This window comes from Pseudomonas sp. BIGb0381 (genome assembly GCF_024809815.1).
Taxonomy (GTDB): Bacteria; Pseudomonadota; Gammaproteobacteria; order Pseudomonadales; family Pseudomonadaceae; genus Aquipseudomonas.
This window is the reverse complement of the sequence record NZ_JANUEN010000001.1, coordinates 382814-406348: the sequence shown is the minus strand read 5'-3', so window position 1 is coordinate 406348 and position 23535 is coordinate 382814. Positions and strand designations below refer to the sequence as shown.

At 61.7% G+C, this 23535-nt stretch carries 21 protein-coding genes; 11 read left to right on the top strand and 10 right to left on the bottom strand.

Going from position 1 to position 23535, the window contains the following annotated elements:
• Positions 1–5 precede the first annotated feature (5 nt).
• The 3 genes from lepA to lptF form a co-directional block, all read right to left on the bottom strand.
• A complete protein-coding gene (lepA, locus tag M2397_RS01965; protein WP_027604664.1) occupies positions 6–1805 on the bottom strand; it encodes a translation elongation factor 4 in 1800 nt (599 codons plus the stop codon).
• Positions 1806–1956: 151 nt separating this feature from the next.
• Positions 1957–3036 carry an LPS export ABC transporter permease LptG gene (gene lptG, locus M2397_RS01960; protein ID WP_131698296.1) on the bottom strand — a complete coding sequence of 360 codons (1080 nt, stop codon included), beginning with the start codon at positions 3034–3036 and terminating at the stop codon, positions 1957–1959.
• Positions 3029–4147: an LPS export ABC transporter permease LptF gene (gene lptF / locus M2397_RS01955; protein ID WP_259242190.1), complete on the bottom strand. Its 1119-nt coding sequence runs from the start codon at positions 4145–4147 to the stop codon at positions 3029–3031. Before lptF ends, lptG begins: the two co-directional genes overlap by 8 nt.
• A gap of 284 nt (positions 4148–4431) precedes the next feature.
• Between lptF and M2397_RS01950 the strand changes: the two genes are divergently transcribed.
• From M2397_RS01950 to rlmF, 5 genes are all read left to right on the top strand, one after another.
• Positions 4432–5922 carry a leucyl aminopeptidase gene (locus M2397_RS01950; protein WP_259242189.1) on the top strand — a complete coding sequence of 497 codons (1491 nt, stop codon included), beginning with the start codon at positions 4432–4434 and terminating at the stop codon, positions 5920–5922.
• A 167-nt stretch (positions 5923–6089) separates the two neighbouring features.
• Entirely contained in the window at positions 6090–6518 is a 429-nt protein-coding gene (locus M2397_RS01945) for a DNA polymerase III subunit chi (protein WP_184744564.1), read from the top strand.
• A gap of 7 nt (positions 6519–6525) precedes the next feature.
• On the top strand, positions 6526–6918 hold the full coding sequence (locus tag M2397_RS01940) for a DNA polymerase III subunit chi (protein WP_405046394.1): 393 nt from the start codon (positions 6526–6528) through the stop codon (positions 6916–6918).
• 150 nt (positions 6919–7068) lie between these two features.
• A complete protein-coding gene (locus tag M2397_RS01935; protein ID WP_259242188.1) occupies positions 7069–9915 on the top strand; it encodes a valine--tRNA ligase in 2847 nt (948 codons plus the stop codon).
• A 214-nt stretch (positions 9916–10129) separates the two neighbouring features.
• Entirely contained in the window at positions 10130–11146 is a 1017-nt protein-coding gene (gene rlmF, locus M2397_RS01930) for a 23S rRNA (adenine(1618)-N(6))-methyltransferase RlmF (protein WP_259242187.1), read from the top strand.
• Positions 11147–11214: 68 nt separating this feature from the next.
• Here the strand turns inward: rlmF and M2397_RS01925 are convergent, their stop codons facing one another.
• Positions 11215–11496: an HU family DNA-binding protein gene (locus M2397_RS01925; RefSeq protein WP_003188840.1), complete on the bottom strand. Its 282-nt coding sequence runs from the start codon at positions 11494–11496 to the stop codon at positions 11215–11217.
• A gap of 395 nt (positions 11497–11891) precedes the next feature.
• Between M2397_RS01925 and yejK the strand changes: the two genes are divergently transcribed.
• Together yejK and M2397_RS01915 are read left to right on the top strand one after the other, a co-directional pair.
• Positions 11892–12896, top strand: a complete 1005-nt coding sequence (gene yejK / locus M2397_RS01920) for a nucleoid-associated protein YejK (protein WP_131698303.1) — start codon at positions 11892–11894, stop codon at positions 12894–12896.
• A complete protein-coding gene (locus M2397_RS01915; protein WP_131698304.1) occupies positions 12896–13246 on the top strand; it encodes a glutaredoxin family protein in 351 nt (116 codons plus the stop codon). Before yejK ends, M2397_RS01915 begins: the two co-directional genes overlap by 1 nt.
• On the opposite strand, the gene M2397_RS01910 is transcribed toward M2397_RS01915, so the two are convergent.
• Genes M2397_RS01910 through M2397_RS01890 form a run of 5 tightly spaced genes read right to left on the bottom strand, consistent with a single transcriptional unit; the run spans position 13247 to position 17009 of the window.
• The gene (locus M2397_RS01910; RefSeq protein ID WP_145335222.1) at positions 13247–14224 is read right to left on the bottom strand and encodes a FecR family protein; all 978 of its coding nucleotides are present in this window, start codon (positions 14222–14224) and stop codon (positions 13247–13249) included. It abuts the gene before it with no gap.
• On the bottom strand, positions 14221–14799 hold the full coding sequence (locus tag M2397_RS01905) for an RNA polymerase sigma factor (protein WP_131698306.1): 579 nt from the start codon (positions 14797–14799) through the stop codon (positions 14221–14223). The genes M2397_RS01910 and M2397_RS01905 overlap by 4 nt, the downstream gene beginning before the upstream one ends.
• A gap of 9 nt (positions 14800–14808) precedes the next feature.
• On the bottom strand, positions 14809–15135 hold the full coding sequence (locus M2397_RS01900) for a DUF3325 domain-containing protein (protein ID WP_131698307.1): 327 nt from the start codon (positions 15133–15135) through the stop codon (positions 14809–14811).
• Positions 15136–16710: a PepSY domain-containing protein gene (locus M2397_RS01895; protein ID WP_259242186.1), complete on the bottom strand. Its 1575-nt coding sequence runs from the start codon at positions 16708–16710 to the stop codon at positions 15136–15138.
• Entirely contained in the window at positions 16707–17009 is a 303-nt protein-coding gene (locus tag M2397_RS01890; RefSeq protein WP_184744571.1) for a DUF3649 domain-containing protein, read from the bottom strand. The genes M2397_RS01895 and M2397_RS01890 overlap by 4 nt, the downstream gene beginning before the upstream one ends.
• Positions 17010–17192: 183 nt before the next feature.
• Between M2397_RS01890 and M2397_RS01885 the strand changes: the two genes are divergently transcribed.
• The 3 genes from M2397_RS01885 (at position 17193) to fecA (ending at position 21049) form a co-directional block, all read left to right on the top strand.
• Positions 17193–17681: a sigma-70 family RNA polymerase sigma factor gene (locus M2397_RS01885; RefSeq protein ID WP_131698310.1), complete on the top strand. Its 489-nt coding sequence runs from the start codon at positions 17193–17195 to the stop codon at positions 17679–17681.
• Positions 17678–18619 (top strand): FecR domain-containing protein, encoded by a 942-nt coding sequence (locus M2397_RS01880; protein WP_184744573.1) that lies wholly within the window; start codon positions 17678–17680, stop codon positions 18617–18619. Before M2397_RS01885 ends, M2397_RS01880 begins: the two co-directional genes overlap by 4 nt.
• A gap of 90 nt (positions 18620–18709) precedes the next feature.
• Positions 18710–21049, top strand: coding sequence for a TonB-dependent Fe(3+) dicitrate receptor FecA (gene fecA, locus M2397_RS01875; protein ID WP_184744575.1), 2340 nt, complete (start codon positions 18710–18712; stop codon positions 21047–21049).
• Here fecA and M2397_RS01870 read toward each other — a convergent pair.
• Positions 21046–21918, bottom strand: coding sequence for a LysR family transcriptional regulator (locus M2397_RS01870; protein WP_184744577.1), 873 nt, complete (start codon positions 21916–21918; stop codon positions 21046–21048). The two genes, fecA and M2397_RS01870, sit on opposite strands and share 4 nt — an antisense overlap.
• Positions 21919–22022: 104 nt before the next feature.
• On the opposite strand from M2397_RS01870, the gene M2397_RS01865 reads away from it, so the two are divergent.
• Positions 22023–23534: an MFS transporter gene (locus M2397_RS01865; protein ID WP_184744579.1), complete on the top strand. Its 1512-nt coding sequence runs from the start codon at positions 22023–22025 to the stop codon at positions 23532–23534.
• Position 23535 lies beyond the last annotated feature (1 nt).

Genomic DNA, 23535 nt, shown 5'->3' with positions numbered 1-23535 from the left:
AGGACCTAACTATCCAACCTGAGCACCGCAAGGAAGGCTTCTTGTGGAATTTCCACGTTGCCCACTTGCTTCATGCGTTTTTTACCGGCCTTTTGCTTCTCAAGCAGCTTGCGCTTACGGCTGACGTCACCACCGTAGCATTTGGCCAGTACGTTCTTTCTGAGAGCCTTGACGGAGGTTCGCGCAATGATCTGCCCGCCAATGGCGGCCTGGATCGCGACGTCGAACATCTGGCGCGGAATCAGTTCTTTCATCTTTTCAGTCAGCTGGCGACCTTTGTAGTGCGCGTTGTCCTTGTGCACGATCAGTGCCAGGGCATCGACCTTGTCGCCGTTGATCAACACATCCAGTTTCACCAGATTAGCCGATTGGTAACGGTCGAAATGGTAATCCAGCGAAGCATAGCCGCGACTGGTTGATTTGAGACGGTCAAAGAAGTCCAGGACCACTTCGTTCATCGGCAAATCGTAGGTCACTTGCACCTGGGTACCGAGGAACAACATGTCGTGCTGCACGCCACGCTTTTCGATACACAGGGTAATGACGTTGCCCAGGTGTTCCTGCGGCACAAGAATATTGGCTCGCACGATCGGTTCGCGCATGTCTTCGATGGAAGACAGGTCTGGGAGCTTGGACGGGTTGTCGACGTAAATCGTTTCACCGTTTTTGAGCAACAGCTCGAAAATAACCGTCGGCGCCGTGGTAATCAGGTCCAGGTCGTACTCGCGCTCCAGGCGCTCCTGGATGATTTCCATGTGCAGCATGCCGAGGAAGCCGCAGCGGAAGCCGAAGCCCAGGGCGTCGGAGCTTTCCGGGGTGTACTGCAACGACGAGTCGTTGAGGGTCAGCTTTTGCAGGGCTTCGCGGAAGTCTTCGAAGTCGTCGGAACTGACCGGGAACAGGCCGGCGTAGACCTGCGGCTGGATGCGTTTGAAGCCCGGCAGCACGTCGACGTCAGGAGTGGAGCTCAAGGTCAGGGTGTCACCCACCGGTGCACCGTGAATGTCCTTGATACCGGCGATAATGAAGCCTACTTCGCCGGCTTTCAGATCAGTGGTCGCGGTGTGCTTGGGGTTGAATACGCCGACGCTGTCCACCAGGTGGATCTTGCCGGTGGACTTGACCAGGATCTTGTCGCCCTTCTTCACACGGCCGTGACGCACGCGTACCAGGGAGACAACCCCCAGGTAGTTGTCGAACCAGGAGTCGATGATCAACGCTTGCAGCGGATCTTCGTAGTTGCCGGTGGGGGCTGGAATGGTCTTGACCAGGCGCTCGAGCACTTCGTCGACGCCCAGGCCGGTCTTGGCGCTGCACTCGACGGCGTCGGTGGCGTCAATGCCGATGATTTTTTCGATTTCTTCCTTTACCCGGTCCGGATCGGCCTGTGGCAGGTCGATCTTGTTCAGTACCGGCATGACTTCCAGGCCTTGCTCGATGGCGGTGTAGCAGTTGGCCACGGACTGGGCTTCAACGCCCTGGCCCGCGTCCACCACCAGCAGCGCACCTTCGCAGGCCGCCAGGGAGCGGCTGACTTCGTAGGTGAAGTCAACGTGGCCCGGGGTGTCAATGAAGTTCAATTGGTACTTGATACCGTCTTTGGCGGTGTAGTACAGGGTAACGCTGTGGGCCTTGATGGTGATCCCGCGCTCGCGTTCGAGGTCCATGGAGTCCAGCACCTGGGCTTCCATTTCACGCTCGGCAAGGCCGCCGCACATCTGGATGAATCGATCGGCCAGCGTCGACTTACCATGGTCAATGTGGGCGATGATGGAGAAATTGCGGATATGACTCAAATCACTCACGGATCAACACTCAAAAAGGCTGCAGGCAGATTGCCCGCTGAAAAATAGCCGGGAATTGTACCTGATGCTCAGGCCAGGCGTCATCTTTGCTGACCAGAACAAAAATGCCCCACTCATTCGAGTGGGGCATTTTTTATGCATCACTGCGGTATCAGCCGGCCCGGCGCAGCAGCCAGAACCCAGCCAAGGCGCAGATGGTCGTCGGCACCAGCACCGCAAACAGTGGCGAGAACCCGAACACCAGGCTCGACGGGCCGAGCAGGTCCTGGGCGATGCGGAAGGTGAAACCCACCAGCACCCCGGTAAACACGCGCTGGCCGAGGGTTACGGAGCGCAACGGACCGAAGATGAACGAGATCGCCATCAATACCAGTGCCGCGGTCACCACCGGTTGTAACACCTTGACCCAAAATGCCAGCCAGTAACGACCGTTATTCAAGCCTTGGTCCTTCAGGTAGTGGATATAACCCCACAGCCCGGAGATCGGCAGGCTTTCGGGGATCATCACCACCGTATTGAGCAGTTCCGGCTTGAGGGCGATGTCCCACGCCTCACTCGGCACATTGATCACTTCGGTGCTGGCCTTGGTGCCTTGGCCGACATTGCGGAAGTAAGTCGTGGTGATGTCGGTCAATTGCCACTTTTCGTCGCTGTACTGCGCGCGTTTGGCGAAGCTGGACGACAGCATGTGACGTTCCTTATCGAACGTGTAGCGCGTCACACCGATCAGCAGTCCGCCCGGTTGCACGGCGTTGATGTGGATGAACTCATCACCCTGACGGTGCCACAGGCCATGTTTGGCGCTCTGTGCATCGCCCGAGCCCTGGGCCAGGGCGCGATTGGCCTGGGCGGTGGTTTCGGCCGGCGGCGCTACGTATTCACCGATCAGCACGCTGCACAGCATCAGCAGCAACATTGGCTTCATGACCGCCCAGACGATACGACCGATGGACACCCCGGCGGCGCGCATGATGGTCAGTTCGCTGTTGCTGGCCAGGCTGCCCAGGCCGATCAGGCAGCCGATCAGCGCGGCCATCGGCATCATGTCGTAGAGACGACGCGGCGCGGTAAGTGCAACGTAGCTGAGCACGTCCCACACGGTGTAGGTGTCGCTGACGTTGCCGACTTCATCGATGAAAGCGAACAACGAGGCCAGGCCCAGGATGATGCCCAGTACCGCCAGGATCGCGATCAGGACGCTGCTACCTATGTAGCGATCGAGCTTAGCCACGAGCCAACTCCTTCTGGCCACGACGGCTCATCATTTTCAAACGAATAGGCTCCCAATAGAGCAGCCCCAGGCCGATCAGCAGGAACATTCCGTGCACCCACCACAGGCCCAGGACCGGCGACAACTTGCCTTTCTCCAGGGAACCACGGGCGGAAATCAGGATAGTGAGGTAAGCCATGTACAGCAGGATCGCCGGCAACAGCTTGAGGAAACGACCTTGGCGCGGGTTGACGCGCGACAGCGGCACGGCCATCAGGGTCACGATAAACACCAGCAGCGGCAGGGAAATCCGCCATTGCAGCTCGGCGATGGAGCGCAGTTCCTTGCTGCCGAGCAGGTCCTTCGTGGGGATGGCGTCGCGATCGGTGACTTCGTCGCTGATATCCGGTCGAGCCAGCATCACGCCATAGGTGTCGTACTTGATCGCGCGATAGTCAGCCATGCCTGGACTGCCATCGTATCGATAGCCATTTTCCAGAATCAGGTAGCGGCTGCCGTCAGGACGCACTTCCTGGCGACCCGAATCAGCCACCAGCACGGAAATGCCACGGTCTTTCTTGTCTTGGCCAAAACGCTTCTCGGAGATGAACACGCCGCCCAGGTTGGCGCGGTCATCAGTCAGGGTTTCCGTGTAAGTCACCCGTGAGCCGTCATTGAGCGCCTGGAAACGGCCCGGCTCGAGGGTGTCGAACTCGGTCATCGCGTCCTGTTTGTTCAGCACCAGCTGGAACTGCATGGCGCCCTGGGGAGCCAGGCTCAGGCTCAGCCAAGCCACGATCAGCGCAACGCCGGCCGCCGGAATCATGGTCATGCCCAGCAGACGCTGCTGGCTCATGCCGGTGGCCGAGAGCACGGTCATTTCACTTTCAAGGTACAAGCGGCCGTAGGCCAGCAGGATCCCAAGGAACAGGCCCAGCGGCAGGATCAGTTGCAAGAACCCCGGCAGGCGAAAGCCCATGATCAGGAACAGCGAGCCTGGGTCCAGGGCGCCGGAGGCAGCCTGGGCCAGGTATTTGACGAAACGACCACTCATGATGATGACCAGCAGAACCGCACTCACGGCACTCAGGGTCAACAGGACTTCGCGGGACAGATAACGGAAGACGATCAAACCAGACACTCCAGGGTTGTCAGGCTAAGGCGGCCAAACAAGCAAGCATACCGAGTCAGCCCGTTTACACCGGGCCGGCTAAAAAGATGGCGCATTATCCTGTGATTGACCGCGCCTGTCACTGCGCAACCTCACGCGCACCTACAAAGCGTACGCCAAGGGTTGTCAGGCTCCGTCGGCGAGGTTCAAACTGCGGCCTTTGTCGCTGGCGGTTTACACGGCTGCCAAGCTTTAAAGCCTGCGTACAGACGCAAGGCTCTCAGACCTTTATAAGGGACCCGAAAATGGAATTGGTTGTAAAAAGCGTTAGCCCCGAAACGTTGAAAACCGCCACCCTCGTGGTCGCCATCGGCGAAGGCCGCAAGCTCGGCGTGGCCGCCAAGCAACTCGACGAACTCAGCGGCGGCGCCATCAGCGCGGTCCTCAAGCGCGGCGACCTGGCCGGTAAAGTCGGCCAGAGCCTGCTGCTGCAAAGCCTGCCTAACCTGAAAGCCGAACGCGTATTGCTGGTGGGCGTGGGCAAGGACGCTGAACTGGGCGACCGCCCGTTCCGCAAGATCATCAGCGGTATCCTCAACACCCTCAAGGGCCTGGGCGGCAGCGATGCAGCGCTGGCACTCGATGAAATCGTTGTAAAAGGCCGTGACAGCTACGGCAAGACCCGCCTGCTGGCCGAAACCCTGGTGGACGGCGGCTACCTCTTCGACCAGTTCAAGAGCCAGAAAGCCGAACCCCGCGCCCTGAAGAAAATCACCCTGCTGACCATCAAGGCCGCCCAGGCTGAAGTCGAGCGCGCCGTGACCCACGCCCTGGCCATCGCCAATGGCATGTCGTTCACCCGCGATTTGGGCAACCTGCCGCCGAACATCTGCCACCCAACCTACCTGGGCGAACAAGCCAAGGCATTGGGTAAAGAGTTCAAGGGCCTGAAAGTCGAAGTGCTGGACGAGAAGAAGATCAAGGAACTGGGCATGGGCTCGTTCTATGCCGTGGGCCAGGGCAGCGACCAGCCGCCACGCCTGATCGTGATGCAATACAACGGCGGCAAGAAGTCCGAGAAACCTTACGCCCTCGTCGGTAAAGGCATCACCTTCGACACCGGCGGCATCAGCCTCAAGCCGGGCCTGGGCATGGACGAGATGAAGTACGACATGGGCGGCGCCGCCAGCGTGTTCGGTACCCTGCGTGCCGTGCTGGAGCTGAAGCTGCCGATCAACCTGGTGTGCATCCTGGCCTGCGCCGAGAACATGCCGAGCGGCGGCGCTGCCCGTCCGGGCGACATCGTCACCACCCTCAGTGGCCAGACCGTGGAAATCCTCAACACCGACGCCGAAGGCCGCCTGGTGCTGTGCGATGCCCTGACCTACGCCGAGCGCTTCAAGCCGCAAGCCGTGATCGACATCGCCACCCTGACCGGCGCCTGCATCGTTGCCCTGGGTTCCCACACCTCGGGCCTGCTGGGCAATAACGACGAGCTGATCGAGCAACTGCTCAGCGCCGGCAAGGCCGCCGACGACCGCGCCTGGCAACTGCCGCTGTTCGATGAGTACCAGGAACAGCTGGACAGCCCGTTCGCCGACATCGCCAACATCGGTGGCCCGAAAGCCGGCACCATCACCGCTGCGTGCTTCCTGTCGCGCTTTGCCAAGAACTTCAACTGGGCGCACCTGGACATCGCCGGCACTGCCTGGACCAGCGGCGGCAAGGACAAAGGTGCCACCGGCCGTCCGGTGCCACTGCTGACCCAATACCTGCTGGACCGCGCCAAAGCCTAAACACCTGCCCGGCTGCCTGCCGCGGTCAACTGTAGGAGCGAGCTTGCTCGCGAAGAGCGTCAACGATAACGCGTTCATCCTGGATGAGCGCATTGTTCTCAGGTTCTTCGCGAGCAAGCTCGCTCCTACATTATGACGGCGGCAGGCGCGGCAGCCCAGGAACCGCTATGCCCCAAGTCGACTTCTATATATTGCCCAGCGCCGATCCACTCGCGCGCCTGGACTTTGCCTGCAAACTCACCGAAAAAGCCTGGCGCATGGGCCACCGCATCTACCTGCATTGCAGCGATGCCACCCAACGCGATGAACTCGACGCCCGCCTGTGGCGCTTCAAGGGCGAAAGCTTCGTGCCCCACGGCCCCGCAGAATCCGAACCCGAAGGCCAGGTTGTCCTGGGTTTGGGCGACAGTTGCGGCGATCACCATGACCTGCTGGTTAACCTGGACCTGAAAGTACCGCCGTTTGCCAAGGCCTTCGCCCGTGTGGCGGAAGTGGTGGTGGAGGATCCGGCTATTCGTCAGGCCGCGCGGGAGAGTTTCCGTTTCTACCGCGAACAGGGCTATCCTTTGCAAGATCACCGGCTACAACGACTTTGAGTACATGATGGACACTCCCAACCCGACAAAAAAAGATGACCACCTGCTGGACGACCTCGAGTCGATCCGTCAGTTGCTGGGTGATGATGACTTGCAACCGCCGCTGCTGACCGAACAGGCCGATGGCGAGGTACAGATTCCGCTGTTGTTCGACATGGTCGGTAGCAAGCAGGCTGCACCGGAGCCGGTCGTCGAAGCCCCCGTCGTCGTGGACACTGGCCCTGCGTCCGCTGAAAAGGGCCCCGACGCCCTGCTGCTGCACCTGGACAACGAACTGCGTGCCGCTGCGCAATTGATCATGCAAGACGTGATCGACGACTTTGCCCCCCATATCGAAACCGAGATCAAGCGCCGGATGGATGCGCGGATGGAGCGGCTGCTCAGCCAGTACCAGTCTTAAACCGTCCATCAGATCCCCTGTGGGAGGGGGCTGGTCCCTCCCTCATTTGATTGCCTGCACCTTAAGCCCGCCTTCGCCTCGCCCTGCGCCCTATCCCCCGTTATACTTGCCGGCTTTCCTGAATAAATGCCAACTAGGGTCCCGCCGCGCATGGATAAGACCTACCAGCCGCACGCTATTGAAACTTCCTGGTACAACACCTGGGAGTCCGAGAACTATTTCGCTCCGCAAGGCGCGGGCGAGTCCTACACCATCATGATTCCGCCACCGAACGTCACTGGCAGCCTGCACATGGGCCATGGCTTCAACAACGCGATCATGGATGCCCTGATTCGCTTCCGCCGCATGCAGGGCCGCAACACCCTGTGGCAACCGGGTACCGACCACGCCGGTATCGCCACCCAGATGCTGGTGGAGCGCCAACTCGAAGCCTCCGGCCAGAACCGTCACGACCTGGGTCGCGAGAAATTCCTGGAAAAAATCTGGGAATGGAAAGACCAGTCCGGCGGCAACATCAGCCGTCAGATCCGTCGCCTCGGTTCGTCCGTCGATTGGAGCCGCGAGCGCTTCACCATGGACGACGGCCTGTCGGAGTCGGTGAAAGAAGCCTTCGTGCGCCTGCATGAAGACGGCCTGATCTACCGCGGCAAGCGCCTGGTCAACTGGGACACCAAGTTGCACACGGCGATTTCCGACCTTGAAGTGGAAAACCACGACGAGAAAGGTTTCCTGTGGAACCTCAAGTACCCGCTGGCCGACGGCGCCAAGACCGCTGAAGGCAACGACTACCTGATCGTCGCGACCACCCGTCCGGAAACCATGCTCGGCGACGCCGCCGTAGCGGTTAACCCGAACGACGAGCGCTACCAGGCACTGATCGGCAAGTTCGTCGAGCTGCCGTTGGTAGGCCGCCGCATCCCGATCATCGCGGACGACTACTGCGACCCTGAATTCGGCACCGGCTGCGTGAAAATCACCCCGGCCCACGATTTCAACGACTACGAAGTCGGCAAGCGCCACAACCTGCCGCTGCTCAACATCTTCGACAAGAACGCCGCCGTATTGCCGGCCTGCCAGGTGTTCAACCTGGACGGTACGCTGAACGACAGCATCGACGGCAAGATCCCGGCCGAATACGCGGGCCTTGACCGTTTCGAAGCGCGTAAGCAGATCGTTGCTGCCTTCGACGCCGCCGGCCTGCTGGTCAGCGTTGACGACCACGGCCTGAAAGTGCCGAAGGGCGACCGTTCCGGCACCATCATCGAGCCGTGGCTGACCGACCAATGGTACGTGTCCACCAAGCCGCTGGCCGAGCCGGCAATCGCGGCGGTGGAAGACGGCCGTATCCAGTTCGTGCCTAAACAGTACGAAAACATGTACTTCTCGTGGATGCGTGACATCCAGGATTGGTGCATCAGCCGTCAGCTGTGGTGGGGCCACCGCATTCCGGCCTGGTACGACGAGTCGGGCAAGGTCTATGTAGGCCGCGACGAAGCCGAAGTACGCGCCAAGAACAGTCTGGGTCCGGACGTCGCGCTGCAGCAGGACAACGACGTACTCGACACCTGGTTCAGCTCGGGCCTATGGACGTTCTCCACCCTGGGTTGGCCGCAACAGACCGAGTTCCTGAAAAAATTCCACTCCACCGACGTGCTGGTCACCGGCTTCGACATCATTTTCTTCTGGGTTGCCCGGATGATCATGCTCACCATGCACTTGGTGAAGAATGAAGACGGCACCCCGCAGGTACCGTTCAAGACCGTGTACGTGCATGGCCTGGTGCGTGATGGCCAAGGCCAGAAGATGTCCAAGTCCAAGGGCAACGTCCTGGACCCGCTGGACATCATCGACGGCATCGACCTGGAAACCTTGGTGCAGAAACGCACCTCGGGCCTGATGCAGCCGAAACTGGCGAAGAAGATCGAGAAGCAGACCCGCGATGAATTCGCCGACGGCATTGCCAGCTATGGCACCGACGCGCTGCGCTTCACCTTCTGCTCGCTGGCGTCCACCGGTCGCGACATCAAGTTCGACATGGGCCGCGTCGAAGGCTATCGCAACTTCTGCAACAAGATCTGGAACGCCGCGCGCTACGTACTGGATAAAGGCGAAGACTGCGGCCAGAACGGCGAAGCCGTTGAACTGAGCCTGGCCGATCGCTGGATCATCTCGCAGCTGCAGCGCACCGAAGCCGAAGTGACCCGCCAACTCGACCAGTTCCGTTTCGACCTGGCCGCACAAGCCTTGTACGAGTTCATCTGGAACCAGTATTGCGACTGGTACCTGGAACTGTCCAAGCCCGTGCTGTGGGACGAAAACGCGCCGATCGAACGCCAGCGCGGTACCCGTCGCACCCTGGTGCGCGTGCTCGAAGTGGCGCTGCGCCTGGCGCATCCGTTCATGCCGTTCATCACCGAAGAAATCTGGCAGCGCCTGGCGCCGCTGGCCGGTATCGAAGGCAAGACCATCATGCTGCAACCTTGGCCGGTGGCCAACGAAGCACGCATCGATGAGGCGGCCGAAAGCGATATCGAATGGCTCAAGACCCTGATGCTCGGCACGCGCAACATCCGCGCCGAAATGAACATCGGCCCGGGCAAGCCGCTGGCGGTGTTCGTGAAGAACGCCAGCGCCGAAGACCAGCGTCGTCTCACCGAGAACGATGCGCTGCTCAAGAAGCTGGCGAAGCTGGAATCGATCACCGTACTGGCTGAGGGCGCCGAAGCGCCACTGTCGGCGACCGCATTGGTCGGCGACATGGAAGTGCTGGTGCCGATGGCCGGCTTGATCGACAAGGGCGCGGAACTGGCCCGTCTCGACAAGGAAATCCTGCGCCTGCAAGGTGAAGTGGCGCGGGTGGGCGGCAAGCTGTCCAACGCGGCATTCGTCGACAAGGCACCGGCTGAAGTGATCGACAAAGAACGCGCCAAGCTGGCCGAGGCCGAACAGGCTCTGGGCAAGCTGGCGGAGCAACATGCGCGGATTTCCAGCCTGTAAGGGGCAATCCGTGTGAAAAAAGAGACCCTCGGGTCTCTTTTTTTTGTGCATGCGGTCAATGTGGGAGGGGGCTTGCTCCCGATAGCGGTGTATCAGTCCCAGCATTTTTGACTGCCACACCGCTATCGGGAGCAAGCCCCCTCCCACATTTGACCGAGTTATCCTCGGGAATGTGTGACAATGGCCGTCACTTTGAGCCAACACCAGAATCATCATGACCGCCCCCACTACGCCCAAACCTCCACGCAAGAAGCCTAAAACCGCAGCCACGGCCAAACCCGTCGCGCCGCGCAAAGAGGCTACCCTGCACCCACGCAACCGCCACACAGGCCGTTACGACTTCCAGGCGCTGATCAAGACCACGCCGGAACTGGCGCAATTCGTGATCATCAACCCCTATGGCAAAGAGAGCATCGACTTCGCCAGCCCGGACGCGGTGCGGGTGTTCAACCGGGCGCTGCTCAAGTCGTTCTATGGCATCCAGCATTGGGATATCCCGCAGGATTACCTGTGCCCGCCGGTACCAGGGCGTGCCGACTATGTGCACTTCCTCGCCGACCTGCTGGCCAGTACCAACGACGGCAAGATTCCCCGTGGTTCAATCGTCAAGGTGTTGGATATCGGCATGGGCGCCAACTGCGTCTACCCGCTGATTGGCTATATGGAGTACCGCTGGAACTTCCTCGGCTCGGAGGTCGATCCTATCGCCGTGGCCGCCGCCAAGGCCATCGTGCAATCCAACGACCTGAGCAAGGTCATCCAGTTGCGCCAGCAGGAAAACCCCAAGCACATCCTGTTGGGCCTGCTGGAGCCGGGTGAGCGTTTTGACCTGACCATGTGCAACCCGCCGTTCCATGCGTCCATGGACGAAGCCACCAAGGGCAGCGAGCGCAAGTGGCGCGCCCTGGGCAGGGCCGATCCCAAGCGCAAATTGCCGGTGCTGAACTTCGGTGGTCAATCGGCCGAGTTGTGGTGTGAAGGCGGTGAAGCGCGCTTCGTGACGCAGTTGATCGCCGAAAGTGCGCACTTTGCCCACAAGGTGTTGTGGTTCAGCACCCTGGTATCAAAAGCGTCAAACCTGCCCGCGATCGAGACCGCCCTGAAAAAAGCCGGCGTGCTGGAAAGCCAGGTGGTGGAAATGTCCCAGGGCCAGAAGCAAAGCCGTTTCGTGGCCTGGACCTTCCAGACCAAGAACGAGCAGCAGATCTGGCGCCAGCGCTGGGTGCGATAGAGACAAATCGCAGGCAACAAAAAACCGTGCCCGGATCGCTCCGGAGCACGGTTTTTTTTTGCTGCGTCTTACTTGTTAACAGCGTCGGTCAGGCCTTTGGCCACAACCAGCTTGATAACTTTCTTGGCAGCGATTTCGATGGCAGCGCCAGTCGAAGGGTTACGGCCAGTACGGGCAGGACGCTCGGTCACTTTCAGTTTGCCAACGCCTGGCAGAGTGATTTCGCCGCCGTTTTCCAGCTGATCAGCAACAACTTGGCTCAGTTGGTCCAGCAGAGCGCGCACGGTGGTTTTCGGTGCGTCTACTGCTTCAGCCAGGTCAGCGATCAGTTGGTCTTTAGTAATAGCCATTGTGGTGTTCCTTCCCTATCAAATTCATATGGATTGCAGAGTGCAGTGTCAGCCGTCGAGCCCGACCGTCACGGCCTGGCACCCCCGGCTATAACCACGGAGATCGGGGTTATAGATGCTTGAAACGGGGATTGGTTCGACCTGACAGATGCTGAATGCACGCTTATCGCCGAGACTTGGCGTAAGACGGGGCAAAACTAGCACAGAGACGGGGAAATATCCGCCTCTACCTACCCATTTGGTCAGCTTTATCGCTCTAAACCGTGAAAAAAAGGCATATGCCCCGTCGGAAGGCACCCAAAACACCTTCGAAGCACGTCTTGGCCAATGGGTGCGGTACACTGGGCGACTTTTCGGGGAGGCCAACCGCTCCCCTTCAACCAGCCGAGAAGCCTATGCCGATCCGTCATTGCATCGTCCACCTGATCGACAAAAAACCCGACGGCACACCTGCAGTTCTCCACGCGCGCGACTCCGAGCTTGCCGAGTCGGCCGCCATCGAGAACATGCTTGCCGACCTCAACGAGAGCTACAACGCCAAACAAGGCAAGGCCTGGGGTTTCTTCCATGCCGAATCCGGCGCGCACCCGTTCAGCGGCTGGTTGAAGGACTATTTCGAGGGTGGCCAGGATTTCACCACGTTCAGCCGCACCGCCGTCGAGCACCTGCAAAAACTGATGGAAGAGTCCAACCTCTCCACCGGTGGCCACGTGCTGTTTGCCCACTACCAGCAAGGCATGACCGACTACCTGGCCATCGCCTTGCTGCACCACAGCGAAGGCGTGGCGGTGACCGATGAGCTGGACGTGACTCCGTCGCGCCACCTCGACCTGGGCCAATTGCACCTGGCGGCGCGTATCAACGTCTCCGAGTGGCAGAACAACAAGCAGTCCAAGCAGTACATCTCGTTTATCAAAGGCAAGAACGGCAAGAAGGTCTCGGAGTACTTCCGCGACTTCATCGGTTGCCAGGAAGGCGTCGACGGCCCGGGCGAGACGCGCACCCTGCTCAAGGCCTTCAGCGACTTCGTCGAAAGCGAAGATTTGCCGGACGAATCCGCCCGCGAAAAAACCAAGACCCTGGTCGATTACGCCAGCAGCCAGGCCAAGCTCGGCGAACCCATGGGCCTTGAAGAATTGTCGGGGTTGATCGATGAAGATCGGCCCAAGGCGTTCTACGACCATATCCGCAACAAGGACTACGGCCTGTCGCCGGAAATCCCGGCCGATAAACGCACCCTCAACCAGTTCCGCCGCTTCACCGGCCGCGCAGAGGGCTTGTCGATCAGTTTTGAAGCGCACTTGCTGGGCGACAAGATCGAGTACGACGAAGCCGCCGGTACCCTGATCATCAAGGGCCTGCCGACGCAACTGACCGACCAGCTCAAGCGCCGTAACTGATGCTCGGCGGGGTCCTCAAGAAAGTCCTGCTGGTGTTGTTGGTGGTGGTGGTTATCCAGAACTGGGGCAAGATCGAGCGGCTGTTCAACCCCTCCCAGGTGGTGCCGGAGCAGACGCGAGCCTCGGCGCGGGTGGCGCTGTACGCCACCGAGTGGTGTGGCTACTGCAAGCAGATCCGCCGCTTCCTCGACCAGAAGGGCATTCCGTACCAGGCCTTCGATATCGAGAAGGACGCCCAGGCGCGCAAGGCGTATGAGGCGCTGGGTGGTGGCGGGATTCCGTTTGTGGATGTGAACGGCACGCTGATTCGCGACTACAACCCTGACGCGATCATGGCCGCGCTGAAGTAATCAGCGCACCACGATCACCCGCCCCAACAGACTGTGCTGCTCGAACCCCAACACCGCTTGCAAGGCGTTGAGTACCGCCTGGGGGTCCTTGCTCGGAAAGCTGCCGCTGACGCGCCTGGCACCCATCGCTTCGTTGAGCAGCAGGATGCGGCCAGGGTAGTAACGCGACAGGTCCTTGACCACGTCGGCCAGCGGCGCCTTGTAGTAGTTGAGCCAGCCATCCCGCCAGGCCAGGCGGGATTCGCTGTCGACCGCGTGCAGGGGATCGGCGCTGCCATCGGCGTAGGCCACTTGCTGGCCCGCCGTCAGAATGTGCTGCTGGCCCTGTTTCGACGCGGTCACGCCGACCCGCCCCGACAACACCGTCACCTCGGCCCCCGCCGGTTGCAGGCGCACTTCGAACTGCGTACCCAGCACCCGCGCTTCGCCGCTGCCCGCCTCGACCACAAAGGACTCGCCGGTGTGGGTGACGTTGAAAAACCCTGCACCGCGACGCAATTGGATATGCCGCTCACCGTGGCTGAAGTCCACGGCAATTGCACTGTCCGCATCCAGCGTGACCTGGGACTGATCGGCCAGGGTGAAGGTCTTCACTTCACCCGGTGCGGTCACGTAATCGGCGCCGAAGTCATCGATCCAACGCGAAGGCTGCCAACCGGCGCCCATGGACACCATCAACACCAGGCACGCCGCCACGGCCAAAGCGCCGGACCAGCGCACCACCCGCGAGCGCTTCGGTGTATTCATCGCATTGAGGTAGCCCTGCAATGCCAGCGCGTCCTCATCCGCCAGTTGGCGTGCCGCCACTTCGCTCAACTCCCAGAGCACCTGGGCCTGGGCATACGCTTCGACGTGCGCAGGATCAGCCCTCAGCCAGCGGCTGAAAGTGGCCTGGTCGCCACTGCTGGGCTGGTCGTGCAACAGGCTCAGCCAGGCCAGCGCGGCTTGTTCCTGGTCAGGCGTGGGGGTCAGATTCACGGTGCTTTCCCTGGCGTGCGCGATGGCGATGGTTCGCGAAGGCTGGCTTTGCAGGCTTCAAGGGCACGCATCATATGTTTTTCCACGGCGCTTTGGGACAGGCCCATGGCCTTGGCGATTTGCGCGTACTTGCGCCCGTGAATGCGGTTGAGCAGGAAGATCTGCCGGGTGCGCTCCGGCAGGCTGCGCAGGGCGGCTTCGACATGCCGCAGGTCGTTGCCCGCCTCAAGCGCCGCCTGGGGTTCGGAACCCTGGTTATCCTGCTGCTCCGGCAGCCAGCCTTCACTGCTGCGTACCCGCGCGCCTTCGCTGCGCAGGTGGTCGATGGCGATATTGCCGGCGCAACGCAGCAGGTAGGTGCTGAGTTCTTCGACCTGCACCAATGGCCGACGCCAAAAGCGCAGGAACAGGTCCTGCACCAGGTCGGCCGCCGTGGCGCGGCACCCTACACGTCGGCTCACCAACGCTTCCATCTGCGAACGCTGGGACAAGAACACTTGCAGAAAATGCGCGCGCCCACCCGCCGCGTCAGTCTGCGGGCTGTCCTGGGAATCGGGTGGCGTGCTGATCATCATGGCAGGGGCTCAGAAAACAGCGAAGGCCGCAACGGGGCTGGCCAGCAGGCCGACGCCTGCCAGGATCAAGGCCAGCCTTGGCCGATACGGCAACAACAGCACCAGCAACAGGGCGCTGAGCATCAACACCGCGCACCACTCCACCAGGCCCTGGCCCCAACCGGCACTAGCCACTGCGGGCCAGATCGCGACGGTCAGCAGCAGCCAACCGATGACGCGCAAAGCAAGCCGCCGCCGAGGCGATGGCTTGCTGTGCAGCAGTTCGCCGTGGTGGCGGTCGGTGGACAGGCATAAGGCGGTGAACCCGGCGTAACACATCAGCAGCGCAAGGAGCATTCAGTTCGCCTCCTGCTTGAGGTGGAGCGGCCGCGCCCGCTCGGCCTTGGGCTGCGAGGCCTTGCGGTGTTGCATCTTCCAGGCCGCCCAGGCGAGGAACACGCCGCTGGCCAGGCAGGTCAGGTCGAAGCCGGCCATGGCCCAGTCGCCCGTTGCCAGTGACGTGCCCAGGTGCTGCGAGGTGGTCAGGGCATTGAGCAACGGGATTGCGACAAACAGCAGTGCTGCGAAGCTCAATTGTTCAACCCAACCCTGGCGGCCCCGGCGCAGGATCGCATGCAACAGGCTCAGGCCCCAGGCGATAAAGAAGGCCTGCACTTCCCAATCGGAGCGCTCGGCGAAGCTCACCGGCAATAAACGGTTGGCCCAGAAGAACGCTGCAATGGCGATCAACAACCCGGACATGCTGGCGATGTTCAGCACTTCCACCAGCCGCAGTTCAAACGGCATCACCGCGGATTTTGCATGCTTGAGTTGACGCTTGCCGAGCCAGATCACCAGCCCCGTACCGATCATCGCCGTGCCCGCCAGGCCGCAGATAAAGTACAACCAGCGCAGCACCGGGCCGGCGAAATGGCCCATGTGCAGGCCATAGAAGCTGCCGCCGATCGCCGCCGGCAGCGATTGTTCGCCACTGACCCGTACCAGCTCGCCGGTGTTGCCGTTGAACGACACGGTACTGCCGAAATCATGCACCACGCGGTCGGAGCCGGCACGGAACACGTTGACCGAGGCGTTTACATCACTCGGGTTGTTCACCGCCAGCCGCCCGACATGTCCACCCGCCCACTGCGCCCTCGCCTGCTCGTACATCGGCACCAATGACAGCAATTGGCCTGGCTGACCCAGCGCCGGTGCGTTGTTGGTGGCGGGGAACACGTCATTGAAGAAGGCCCGGGTGTCGTTGCCATAGGAGGCCACGATCGGCGCCGGCATCACCATGCTCATGAAAATCACCAGGCTGCTGTAGGTGATCATCAAGTGAAACGGCAGCACCAGCACACCCACCGCGTTATGCCCGTCGAGCCAGGAGCGCTGGCCCTTGCGGGGGCGGAAGGTGAAGAAGTCCTTGAAGATTTTCTTGTGGGTGATGATGCCGGTGATCAACGCCACGAACATCACCATCGCTGCAATGGTCGACAGCCAGCGGCCCCAGGGATACGGCATTTGCAGCTGGAAGTGGAAGCGGTAGAAGAAATCCCCGCCCATGCTTTCCCGGGCCTCTACGGCTTGCCCGCTCACGGGATCGAGGGTTTTCTGAATGAAATTGCCGCGTTTGCCGGGGTCGACTTTGTCTTGCCACATTACTGACAGGCCAGGGTCGCGGCTATCCGGCAGGGTGATGAACCAGCGTGCGGCCGTGGGTGCGACCTTCTGCAGGTAGTCCTGGGCGACACTCAGACTGCGCGCGTCATCCAGGGGATGGGCCTGTACCTCGGGTTGCATCCAGTGAGTGATCTCATCCTTGAAATAGGCCAGGGTGCCCGTCAGGAAAATCGCAAACAGCAGCCAGCCAAAGATCAGCCCGGCCCAGGTGTGCAACCAGGCCATGGCCTGGCGAAAGCCCTCTTTCATGTGCGTGCCATCCAAAAGCCTACGCCCGCCAGGGTCGCAAACGCCGCACTCGGCAGCATCACGCCACACCAGGCGCGCCATGCCGTACGACAGGCAAAGCACCACAGCACCGCCAACAGGTAGAACACAAACGAACTCATCATCCCGGTGATCACCGCATCGGCGCGGGAGGTCGGCATCCACAGCGCCAGGCAGATGCTGGCCAGGGACGCCATCAAGTAACCGCCGACCACAGCGGCGAGCACCCGCGATGTGACAGCGAGGCGGTAGGAGGCGGGCAGTGAGGTTTTGCTTTTCATGCGGGAGGCGCCAGGTTCATCAGCGCGCAATATTAATGATAAATATTCTCATAAGCAAAACAGAACGGATGAAACACCTGCCTTCACGCATTGCCGAACGGTTTCCGGCCCCCTACAATGCGAACAATTCTTGTTCTCTAAAGCATGCCGATGTTTGCCGGCCTGTAAAAAAGGGAGATCGCGTTGCAGCCGTCCAACACTGTCGAAGTGCTTTACAACGACCATCACCACTGGCTCACCGGCTGGTTGCGACGCAAGCTCGGCTGCCCGGAAAGCGCTGCGGACCTGGCGCAGGACACCTTCATCCGGGTCCTGACCGCACGGGAAGCGCCGACGCTGATCGAGCCCCGCGCCTTCCTCACCACGGTCGCCAAGCGCGTGCTGTTCAACTTCTACCGCCGCCAGGACCTGGAGCGCGCCTACCTCGACGCATTGGCGCAGATGCCTGAACAGGTAGCGCCATCGGAAGAAGAACGCGCGATCATCCTGCAAACCCTGGTCGAGCTGGACCAATTGCTTGACGGCTTGCCCACCCTGGTCAAACGCGCGTTCCTGCTGGCCCAACTCGACGGGCTGACGTATGCGCAGATCGGCGCCGAACTGGGCATCTCCATCGCCACCGTCAAACGCCACCTGCAGAAAGCCGCCCTGCGCTGCTACTTCGCCCTATGAATGTCTCGACCCAGGTTGCCGAACAGGCCGTGCACTGGCTGATGGAAATGCAGCAAGGCGCGCTCACCCCACGCCAGCAAGCGGCCTGGCAGCAATGGCTGAATGCCCACAGCGAACACCAGCGCGCCTGGGACCATATCCAGCGCGTCAACCAACGCCTGCGCGGCATGCCCTCGCCCCTCGCCCACGCGGCGTTGAACGCACCTAAGTCCAGCAGCCGGCGCCAGGCCCTGAAGTTGTTGCTGATCCTCGGCGCTGGTTCGGCCGCCGCCTGGAGCCTGCGCCAGCAACATATCCTGCCGCCGCTGAGCGCCGACTACCGCAGCCCGGTCGGGCAACGGCGCAAGGTGCAATTGGCCGACGGCAGCCAGTTGCAGCTCAATACCGGCAGCGCCGTGGATGTGCATTTCGACGGCCGGCAACGGCTGATCCGTCTGCTCGAAGGCGAGATCCTGCTCACCGGCATTGCCGACAACGCGCCGCTGCAGGTGCTGACCGGCCAGGGCCTGCTCAGCAGCCAGGCGGCGCGCCTGAATGTGCGCCAGTTCAACGACCACACCCAACTGGCGGTCTTCGACGGCCGCGTCGACGTGATGCCCAACAGCTACAGCGGCCTGCCACTGACGGTCGAAGCGGCGCGCCAAGTCAATTTCACCCGCAAGGGCTGGGACACCCCGCGCCCTACCGACGCCAACAGCGGCGCCTGGGCAGACGGCATGCTGGTGGCCGCGCATATGCGCCTGGAAGATTTCCTCGCCGAACTGGGCCGCTATCGCCGGGGCCAGGTCAATTGCGACCCGCAAGTCGCCAACCTGCTGCTGTCCGGCAGCTACCCGCTGGACGACAGCGAACGCATTCTCGACCTGCTGGAAGTCAGCCTGCCGGTAAAAGTGCGGCGCTTTACCCGCTATTGGGTGACCGTCCAAGCCCGTGCGTAAATTATTTTCAGCCACCGTGAGCCGTTTTCCGCACCTCGCGTGACAGAGAAGGAAAGCCACCTTGATCCTTCCTTCTCAGGACCGCCCTTCATGCCCCAGCAACCCACCCTCCTCGCCCGCACCTTGCGCCAACTGCTACTGGGCGCCAGCCTCAGCTTCACCGTACTGCCTGGCGTGATGGCGGCCGATGCCAAGCCGTATCACATCGCGCCAAGCTCGCTGGAAGCAGCCCTGAACCAGTTTGGCCGCGAAGCCGGCGTGTTGATTTCCTTCGGTTCCGAGGTCACCGCGGGCATGCAGAGTCGTGGTTTGTCCGGCAACTACAGCGCTGCCGAGGGCCTGCAAAAGTTGCTGGAAGGCACCGGCCTGCAAGCCCGCGCCGAGGGCGACAATGCCTACAGCCTGCAACCGGCAACAGCGCCGGCGACTGTCGAGTTGGCGACCTCTAGCGTGGTCGGCGACTGGCTCGGCGATGCGGCACAAACCAATATATTCGAACACCCCGGCGCCCGTGACGTGATCCGCCGCGAAGAGTTCGAACGCCAGGGCGCTACCCAGGCCAAGGACGTGCTCAATCGCATCCCCGGCGTCAACGCCCCGGACAATAACGGCACCGGCAGCCACGATATGGCGCTGAACTTCGGCATTCGCGGCCTCAACCCGCGCCTGGCATCGCGCTCAACGGTGCTGATGGACGGCATCCCGGTGCCCTTCGCGCCGTACGGCCAACCGCAGTTGTCCTTCGCGCCGATCAGCATGGGCAACATGGACGCCGTGGACGTGGTACGTGGCGGCGGCGCGGTGCGCTACGGCCCGCAGAACGTTGGCGGCGTGGTCAACTTCGTGACCCGTGCGATCCCGGATGCGCCTACCGTCAAAGGTGGCTTGCAGACCGAAACCAGCCCGTCTTCCAGCCATGACGGCTTCAAGACCACCGGCAACCTGCTGGCCGGCGGCACTGCCGAGAATGGCCTGGGCGGCGCGATTTTGTATTCCGGCACCCGTGGCGGCGACTGGCGCGAAAACAGCAACACGCGCATCGACGACCTGATCCTCAAAGGCAAATACCAGCTCGACGACGCCAACAGCTTCAACGCCATGGCGCAGTACTACGAAGGCCAGGCCGATATGCCTGGGGGCTTGAACGTCGCGGACTACAAGGCCGATCCGTATCAGTCCACCCGTCCCTACGACAAATTCTGGGGCCGCCGTACGATGTTCAACGTCGGCTATCGCTACGAGCAGGACCGCCGCGAATTCACCGTCAACAGCTTCTTCACCAAGACCCTGCGCAGTGGCTACCTGGACCAGGGCACCTTCCTGTCGCTGTCCCCGCGTGAATACTGGGTGCGCGGCGTGGAAACCCGTTTCGCCCAAGGCTTCGACCTCGGTCCGACCAGCCATGAAGTGGGCGTCGGCTACCGCTACATCAACGAAGCCGGCCACGAGTTGCGCTACCGCACGCCGATTTCCGCCAATAACCAGCAAATCCCCAGCACCGACAGCCGCAATGACCGCGACACCCGCGGCGGCACCGAAGCCAATGCGTTCTTCGTCGATGACCGGATTGATATCGGCAAATGGACCATCACCCCGGGCATCCGCTACGAGATGATCGAGTCCCAGCAGAGCAACAACCTGACCAACGTCAAATACAAAGGCGACTACAACACCGCGCTGCCGGCGTTGAACGTGCTCTATCACCTGACCGACGACTGGAACCTGTACGCCAACACCGAAGGTTCATTCGGCAGCGTGCAGTACAGCCAGATGCCCAACCGTGTGACCAGCGGTGAAGTGAAACCGGAAAAAGCCCGCACTTGGGAACTGGGTACCCGCTATGACGACGGCACCTTGCGCGCAGAGATCGGCGCGTTCCTGATCAACTTCGACAACCAGTATGAAAGCAACCAGACCAACGATTCGGTGATCGCCCGCGGCGAGACGCGCCACCAGGGTATTGAAACCAGCGTCAACTACGCCCTCGATGGTTTGAGCCCGGCGTTGGCCGGTTTCGATGTGTACGCCACCTACGCCTATGTCGACGCCACCATCCGAGAAGACGGCCCGAACAAAGGCAACCGCGTGCCCTTCTCGTCCAAGCACAAGGGCACCCTTGGCGTGGGTTACACCGAAGGGCGCTGGAAACTCAATGTGGACAGCAGCTATCAGAGCAGCCAGTTCGCCGACAACGCCAACACTCAGGCAGAAAGTGCTGACGGCGCCAACGGTCGAATCCCCGGCTACATGCTGTTCAGCAGCCGCGCGGCCTATGATTTCGGCCCGCAACTGTCGGATCTGAACGTGGCGGTCGGCGTGAAGAACATCTTCAACAAGCAGTACTTCACGCGCTCGTTCGACGATAACAACAAGGGCAAATACGTTGGTGAACCGCGTACGGTGTACGTGCAGACCTCCATCGCGTTCTAACTGCCCGCCAGGCAACTGGGGGTGGCCGCGACCAACGCATCGATTGCACAGCGTGTCTTGGCCGGCATATGCGTAGCCGTGGGCCAGATCACATGGATGGGCGCAGGTTGGTCGCGATAGTCGGGCAACACCGCGACCAACTGCCCACGCAGCACGTAATGCGCAATCAACCAACTCGGTAACCAGGCCAGGCCGACGCCCGCGATGGCGGCATCGGCCACGGCCTGGAGGTCGTCCATCATTAACGGCGAGGCCACGCGATTGCGCTGCGGGGTGGTACTGCGATAGGCGATGCCGCGGTGGTCGGCAAGGTCTTCAATGCATTCAATCGGCCCGACGCGCTGCAAGTACGCCGGTGACGCCGCCAGTCCCATGGCCTGCTCGCCCAGGCGACGAGCACTGAGGCGGTCGGTGTCGGGCAGCGGGCCGATTCGCACGGCGACGTCGAAGCCTTCCTGTGCCAGGTCCACCAGCCGATCGGCGAAGCTGATCTCGATCTCCAGTTCCGGATAACGCGCCATCAATCCCCACAATGCCGGGGCCGCGTAGTGGTGCCCGAACGCCAGTGGCAGGCTGGCCCGCAAACGTCCGCGTGGCTGTTGCCGGCCGCTTTCCAGCACTGACTCGGCAGCCTCGAGTTCCGCCAACGCCCGCAGGCAATGCTCGTAGTACGCCTGGCCGTCCTCGGTCAGACGCTGGCGGCGGGTGGAGCGCTGCAGCAGGCACGTGCCCAGGCGTGCCTCCAATCGCGCCAGGCCCTTGCCAACCGCAGAGCGTGTGAGGTTCAGCCGTTCGGCGGCCTCAGTCAGGTTGCCGCTTTCGACGATGTGCAGAAACAGCTCAACGCCATCAAAACGCGGTGTGGCCATGGCTCTATTGTCGCCCTTGATTCCCCTATGAACAGAAAACTTATCACGAATAACGAACCCTGTTCCCCTGAAAATACCCCGATACCCATCCACAGGAGAATCCCATGCCACCCGCTGCCACATTAACCGCCGCCAGCCGCCCGCGTACCGCCAGGGATGGGCTGGCCCTCACTGCCGTGTGCCTCGTCGCCCTGATGTTCGGCCTGGAGATTTCCAGCGTCCCGGTGATCCTGCCGACGCTCGAGCGAGAGTTGGGCACGGGCTTCCAGGACGCCCAATGGATCATGAACGCCTACACCCTCGCCTGCACCTGCGTGCTGATGGCAGCGGGCACATTGGCGGATCGCTTTGGTCGTCGCCGCATGCTGGTGTTGTGCCTGTGGGTGTTTGGCCTGGCCTCGCTGGCCTGTGGGCTGGCCGAGGATGCCTCGCTGTTGATCACCGCGCGGTTTGTCCAGGGCATCGGTGCCGGAGCGATGATGATTTGCCAGTTCGCCATCCTGTCGCACCTGTTCAGCGAACCGGTAGCGCGGGCACGGGCGTTTGCAATATGGGGGGTGATTGCCGGCGTGGGCCTGGGCTTCGGACCGATGATCGGCGCATTGATCCTGACGGTGACGGATTGGCGCTGGGTGTTCCTCGTGCACGTGCCGCTCACCCTGTTCACCCTGGTGCTGCTGCGCATCAGCGTGCAGGAGTCCCGTGACCCGGCCGCCCGTCGCCTAGACATCGCCGGCATGCTCACCTTGACCGTGTCGGTGTTTGCCCTGGTGTACTTCATCACCCAAGGCAGCGAGCACGGCTTCGGCACACCGGCCATGCTCGGTTGGGCGGCGTTGTCGGTGCTCGGCTTGCTGCTGTTCATCACGGTCGAGCTTCGCAGTGCGCACCCGATGTTCGACTTCTCGGTGTTCCGCATCCAGCGTTTCAACGGCGCGTTGATGGGTTCGATCGGCATGAACTTCAGCTTCTGGCCGTTCATGATCTACCTGCCGTTGTACTTTCAGGCGGGCCTGGGTTACGACACCTTGACCACCGGCGCCGCGTTGCTCGCCTACACCCTGCCGACCTTGCTGGTGCCGCCGCTGGCCGAGCGCCTGGCCCTGCGCTATGGCGCCGAACGCATCATCCCTCTCGGCCTGGGCCTGATGGGCGCGGGCTTTCTGATCATGGCCGCCGTCAACGGCGCCGAGCACCCACGTATCGAGCTGGTGCTGCTCAGTTGCGTGATCGCCGGCGTAGGCCTGGCGCTGACCAACTCGCCCACCACCAACACCACCACTGGTTCGGTGTCGGCGGACCGCGCGGGCATGGCCTCAGGCATCGACCTCAGTGCGCGGCTGATCACCCTGGCGCTCAACATTGCCCTGATGGGGTGGGTGCTGTTGCTGGGGATCAGCCATCAACTGGCCGAGGTGCTGCCCGCCACCACGGCAATGGATTGGCCGGTTATCAGTCAAAACATTGCCGCAGGAAAACTCGAGTCGATGGGGCTGACAGTCAACGACGCCCAGGCGGCACTGCGCCACGGCGCCGGTTGGGCGATGCTGTTTGCCGGGTTGGGTGCTGGCGGGTTGGCGCTGTTGAGCCGGTATTTTTTCCGACGCGGCCGCTAAA

Bases quoted from the DNA above. Each gene is read 5' to 3' on its own strand.
- M2397_RS01950 (WP_259242189.1), top strand. From the start codon at position 4,432: ATGGAATTGGTTGTAAAAAGCGTTAGCCCCGAAACGTTGAAAACCGCC.
- M2397_RS01945 (WP_184744564.1), top strand. From the start codon at position 6,090: ATGCCCCAAGTCGACTTCTATATATTGCCCAGCGCCGATCCACTCGCG.
- M2397_RS01940 (WP_405046394.1), top strand. From the start codon at position 6,526: ATGGACACTCCCAACCCGACAAAAAAAGATGACCACCTGCTGGACGAC.
- M2397_RS01935 (WP_259242188.1), top strand. From the start codon at position 7,069: ATGGATAAGACCTACCAGCCGCACGCTATTGAAACTTCCTGGTACAAC.
- rlmF (WP_259242187.1), top strand. From the start codon at position 10,130: ATGACCGCCCCCACTACGCCCAAACCTCCACGCAAGAAGCCTAAAACC.
- M2397_RS01925 (WP_003188840.1), bottom strand. From the start codon at position 11,496: ATGGCTATTACTAAAGACCAACTGATCGCTGACCTGGCTGAAGCAGTA.
- yejK (WP_131698303.1), top strand. From the start codon at position 11,892: ATGCCGATCCGTCATTGCATCGTCCACCTGATCGACAAAAAACCCGAC.
- M2397_RS01915 (WP_131698304.1), top strand. From the start codon at position 12,896: ATGCTCGGCGGGGTCCTCAAGAAAGTCCTGCTGGTGTTGTTGGTGGTG.
- M2397_RS01905 (WP_131698306.1), bottom strand. From the start codon at position 14,799: ATGATGATCAGCACGCCACCCGATTCCCAGGACAGCCCGCAGACTGAC.
- M2397_RS01900 (WP_131698307.1), bottom strand. From the start codon at position 15,135: ATGCTCCTTGCGCTGCTGATGTGTTACGCCGGGTTCACCGCCTTATGC.
- M2397_RS01895 (WP_259242186.1), bottom strand. From the start codon at position 16,710: ATGAAAGAGGGCTTTCGCCAGGCCATGGCCTGGTTGCACACCTGGGCC.
- M2397_RS01890 (WP_184744571.1), bottom strand. From the start codon at position 17,009: ATGAAAAGCAAAACCTCACTGCCCGCCTCCTACCGCCTCGCTGTCACA.
- M2397_RS01880 (WP_184744573.1), top strand. From the start codon at position 17,678: ATGAATGTCTCGACCCAGGTTGCCGAACAGGCCGTGCACTGGCTGATG.
- fecA (WP_184744575.1), top strand. From the start codon at position 18,710: ATGCCCCAGCAACCCACCCTCCTCGCCCGCACCTTGCGCCAACTGCTA.
- M2397_RS01870 (WP_184744577.1), bottom strand. From the start codon at position 21,918: ATGGCCACACCGCGTTTTGATGGCGTTGAGCTGTTTCTGCACATCGTC.
- M2397_RS01865 (WP_184744579.1), top strand. From the start codon at position 22,023: ATGCCACCCGCTGCCACATTAACCGCCGCCAGCCGCCCGCGTACCGCC.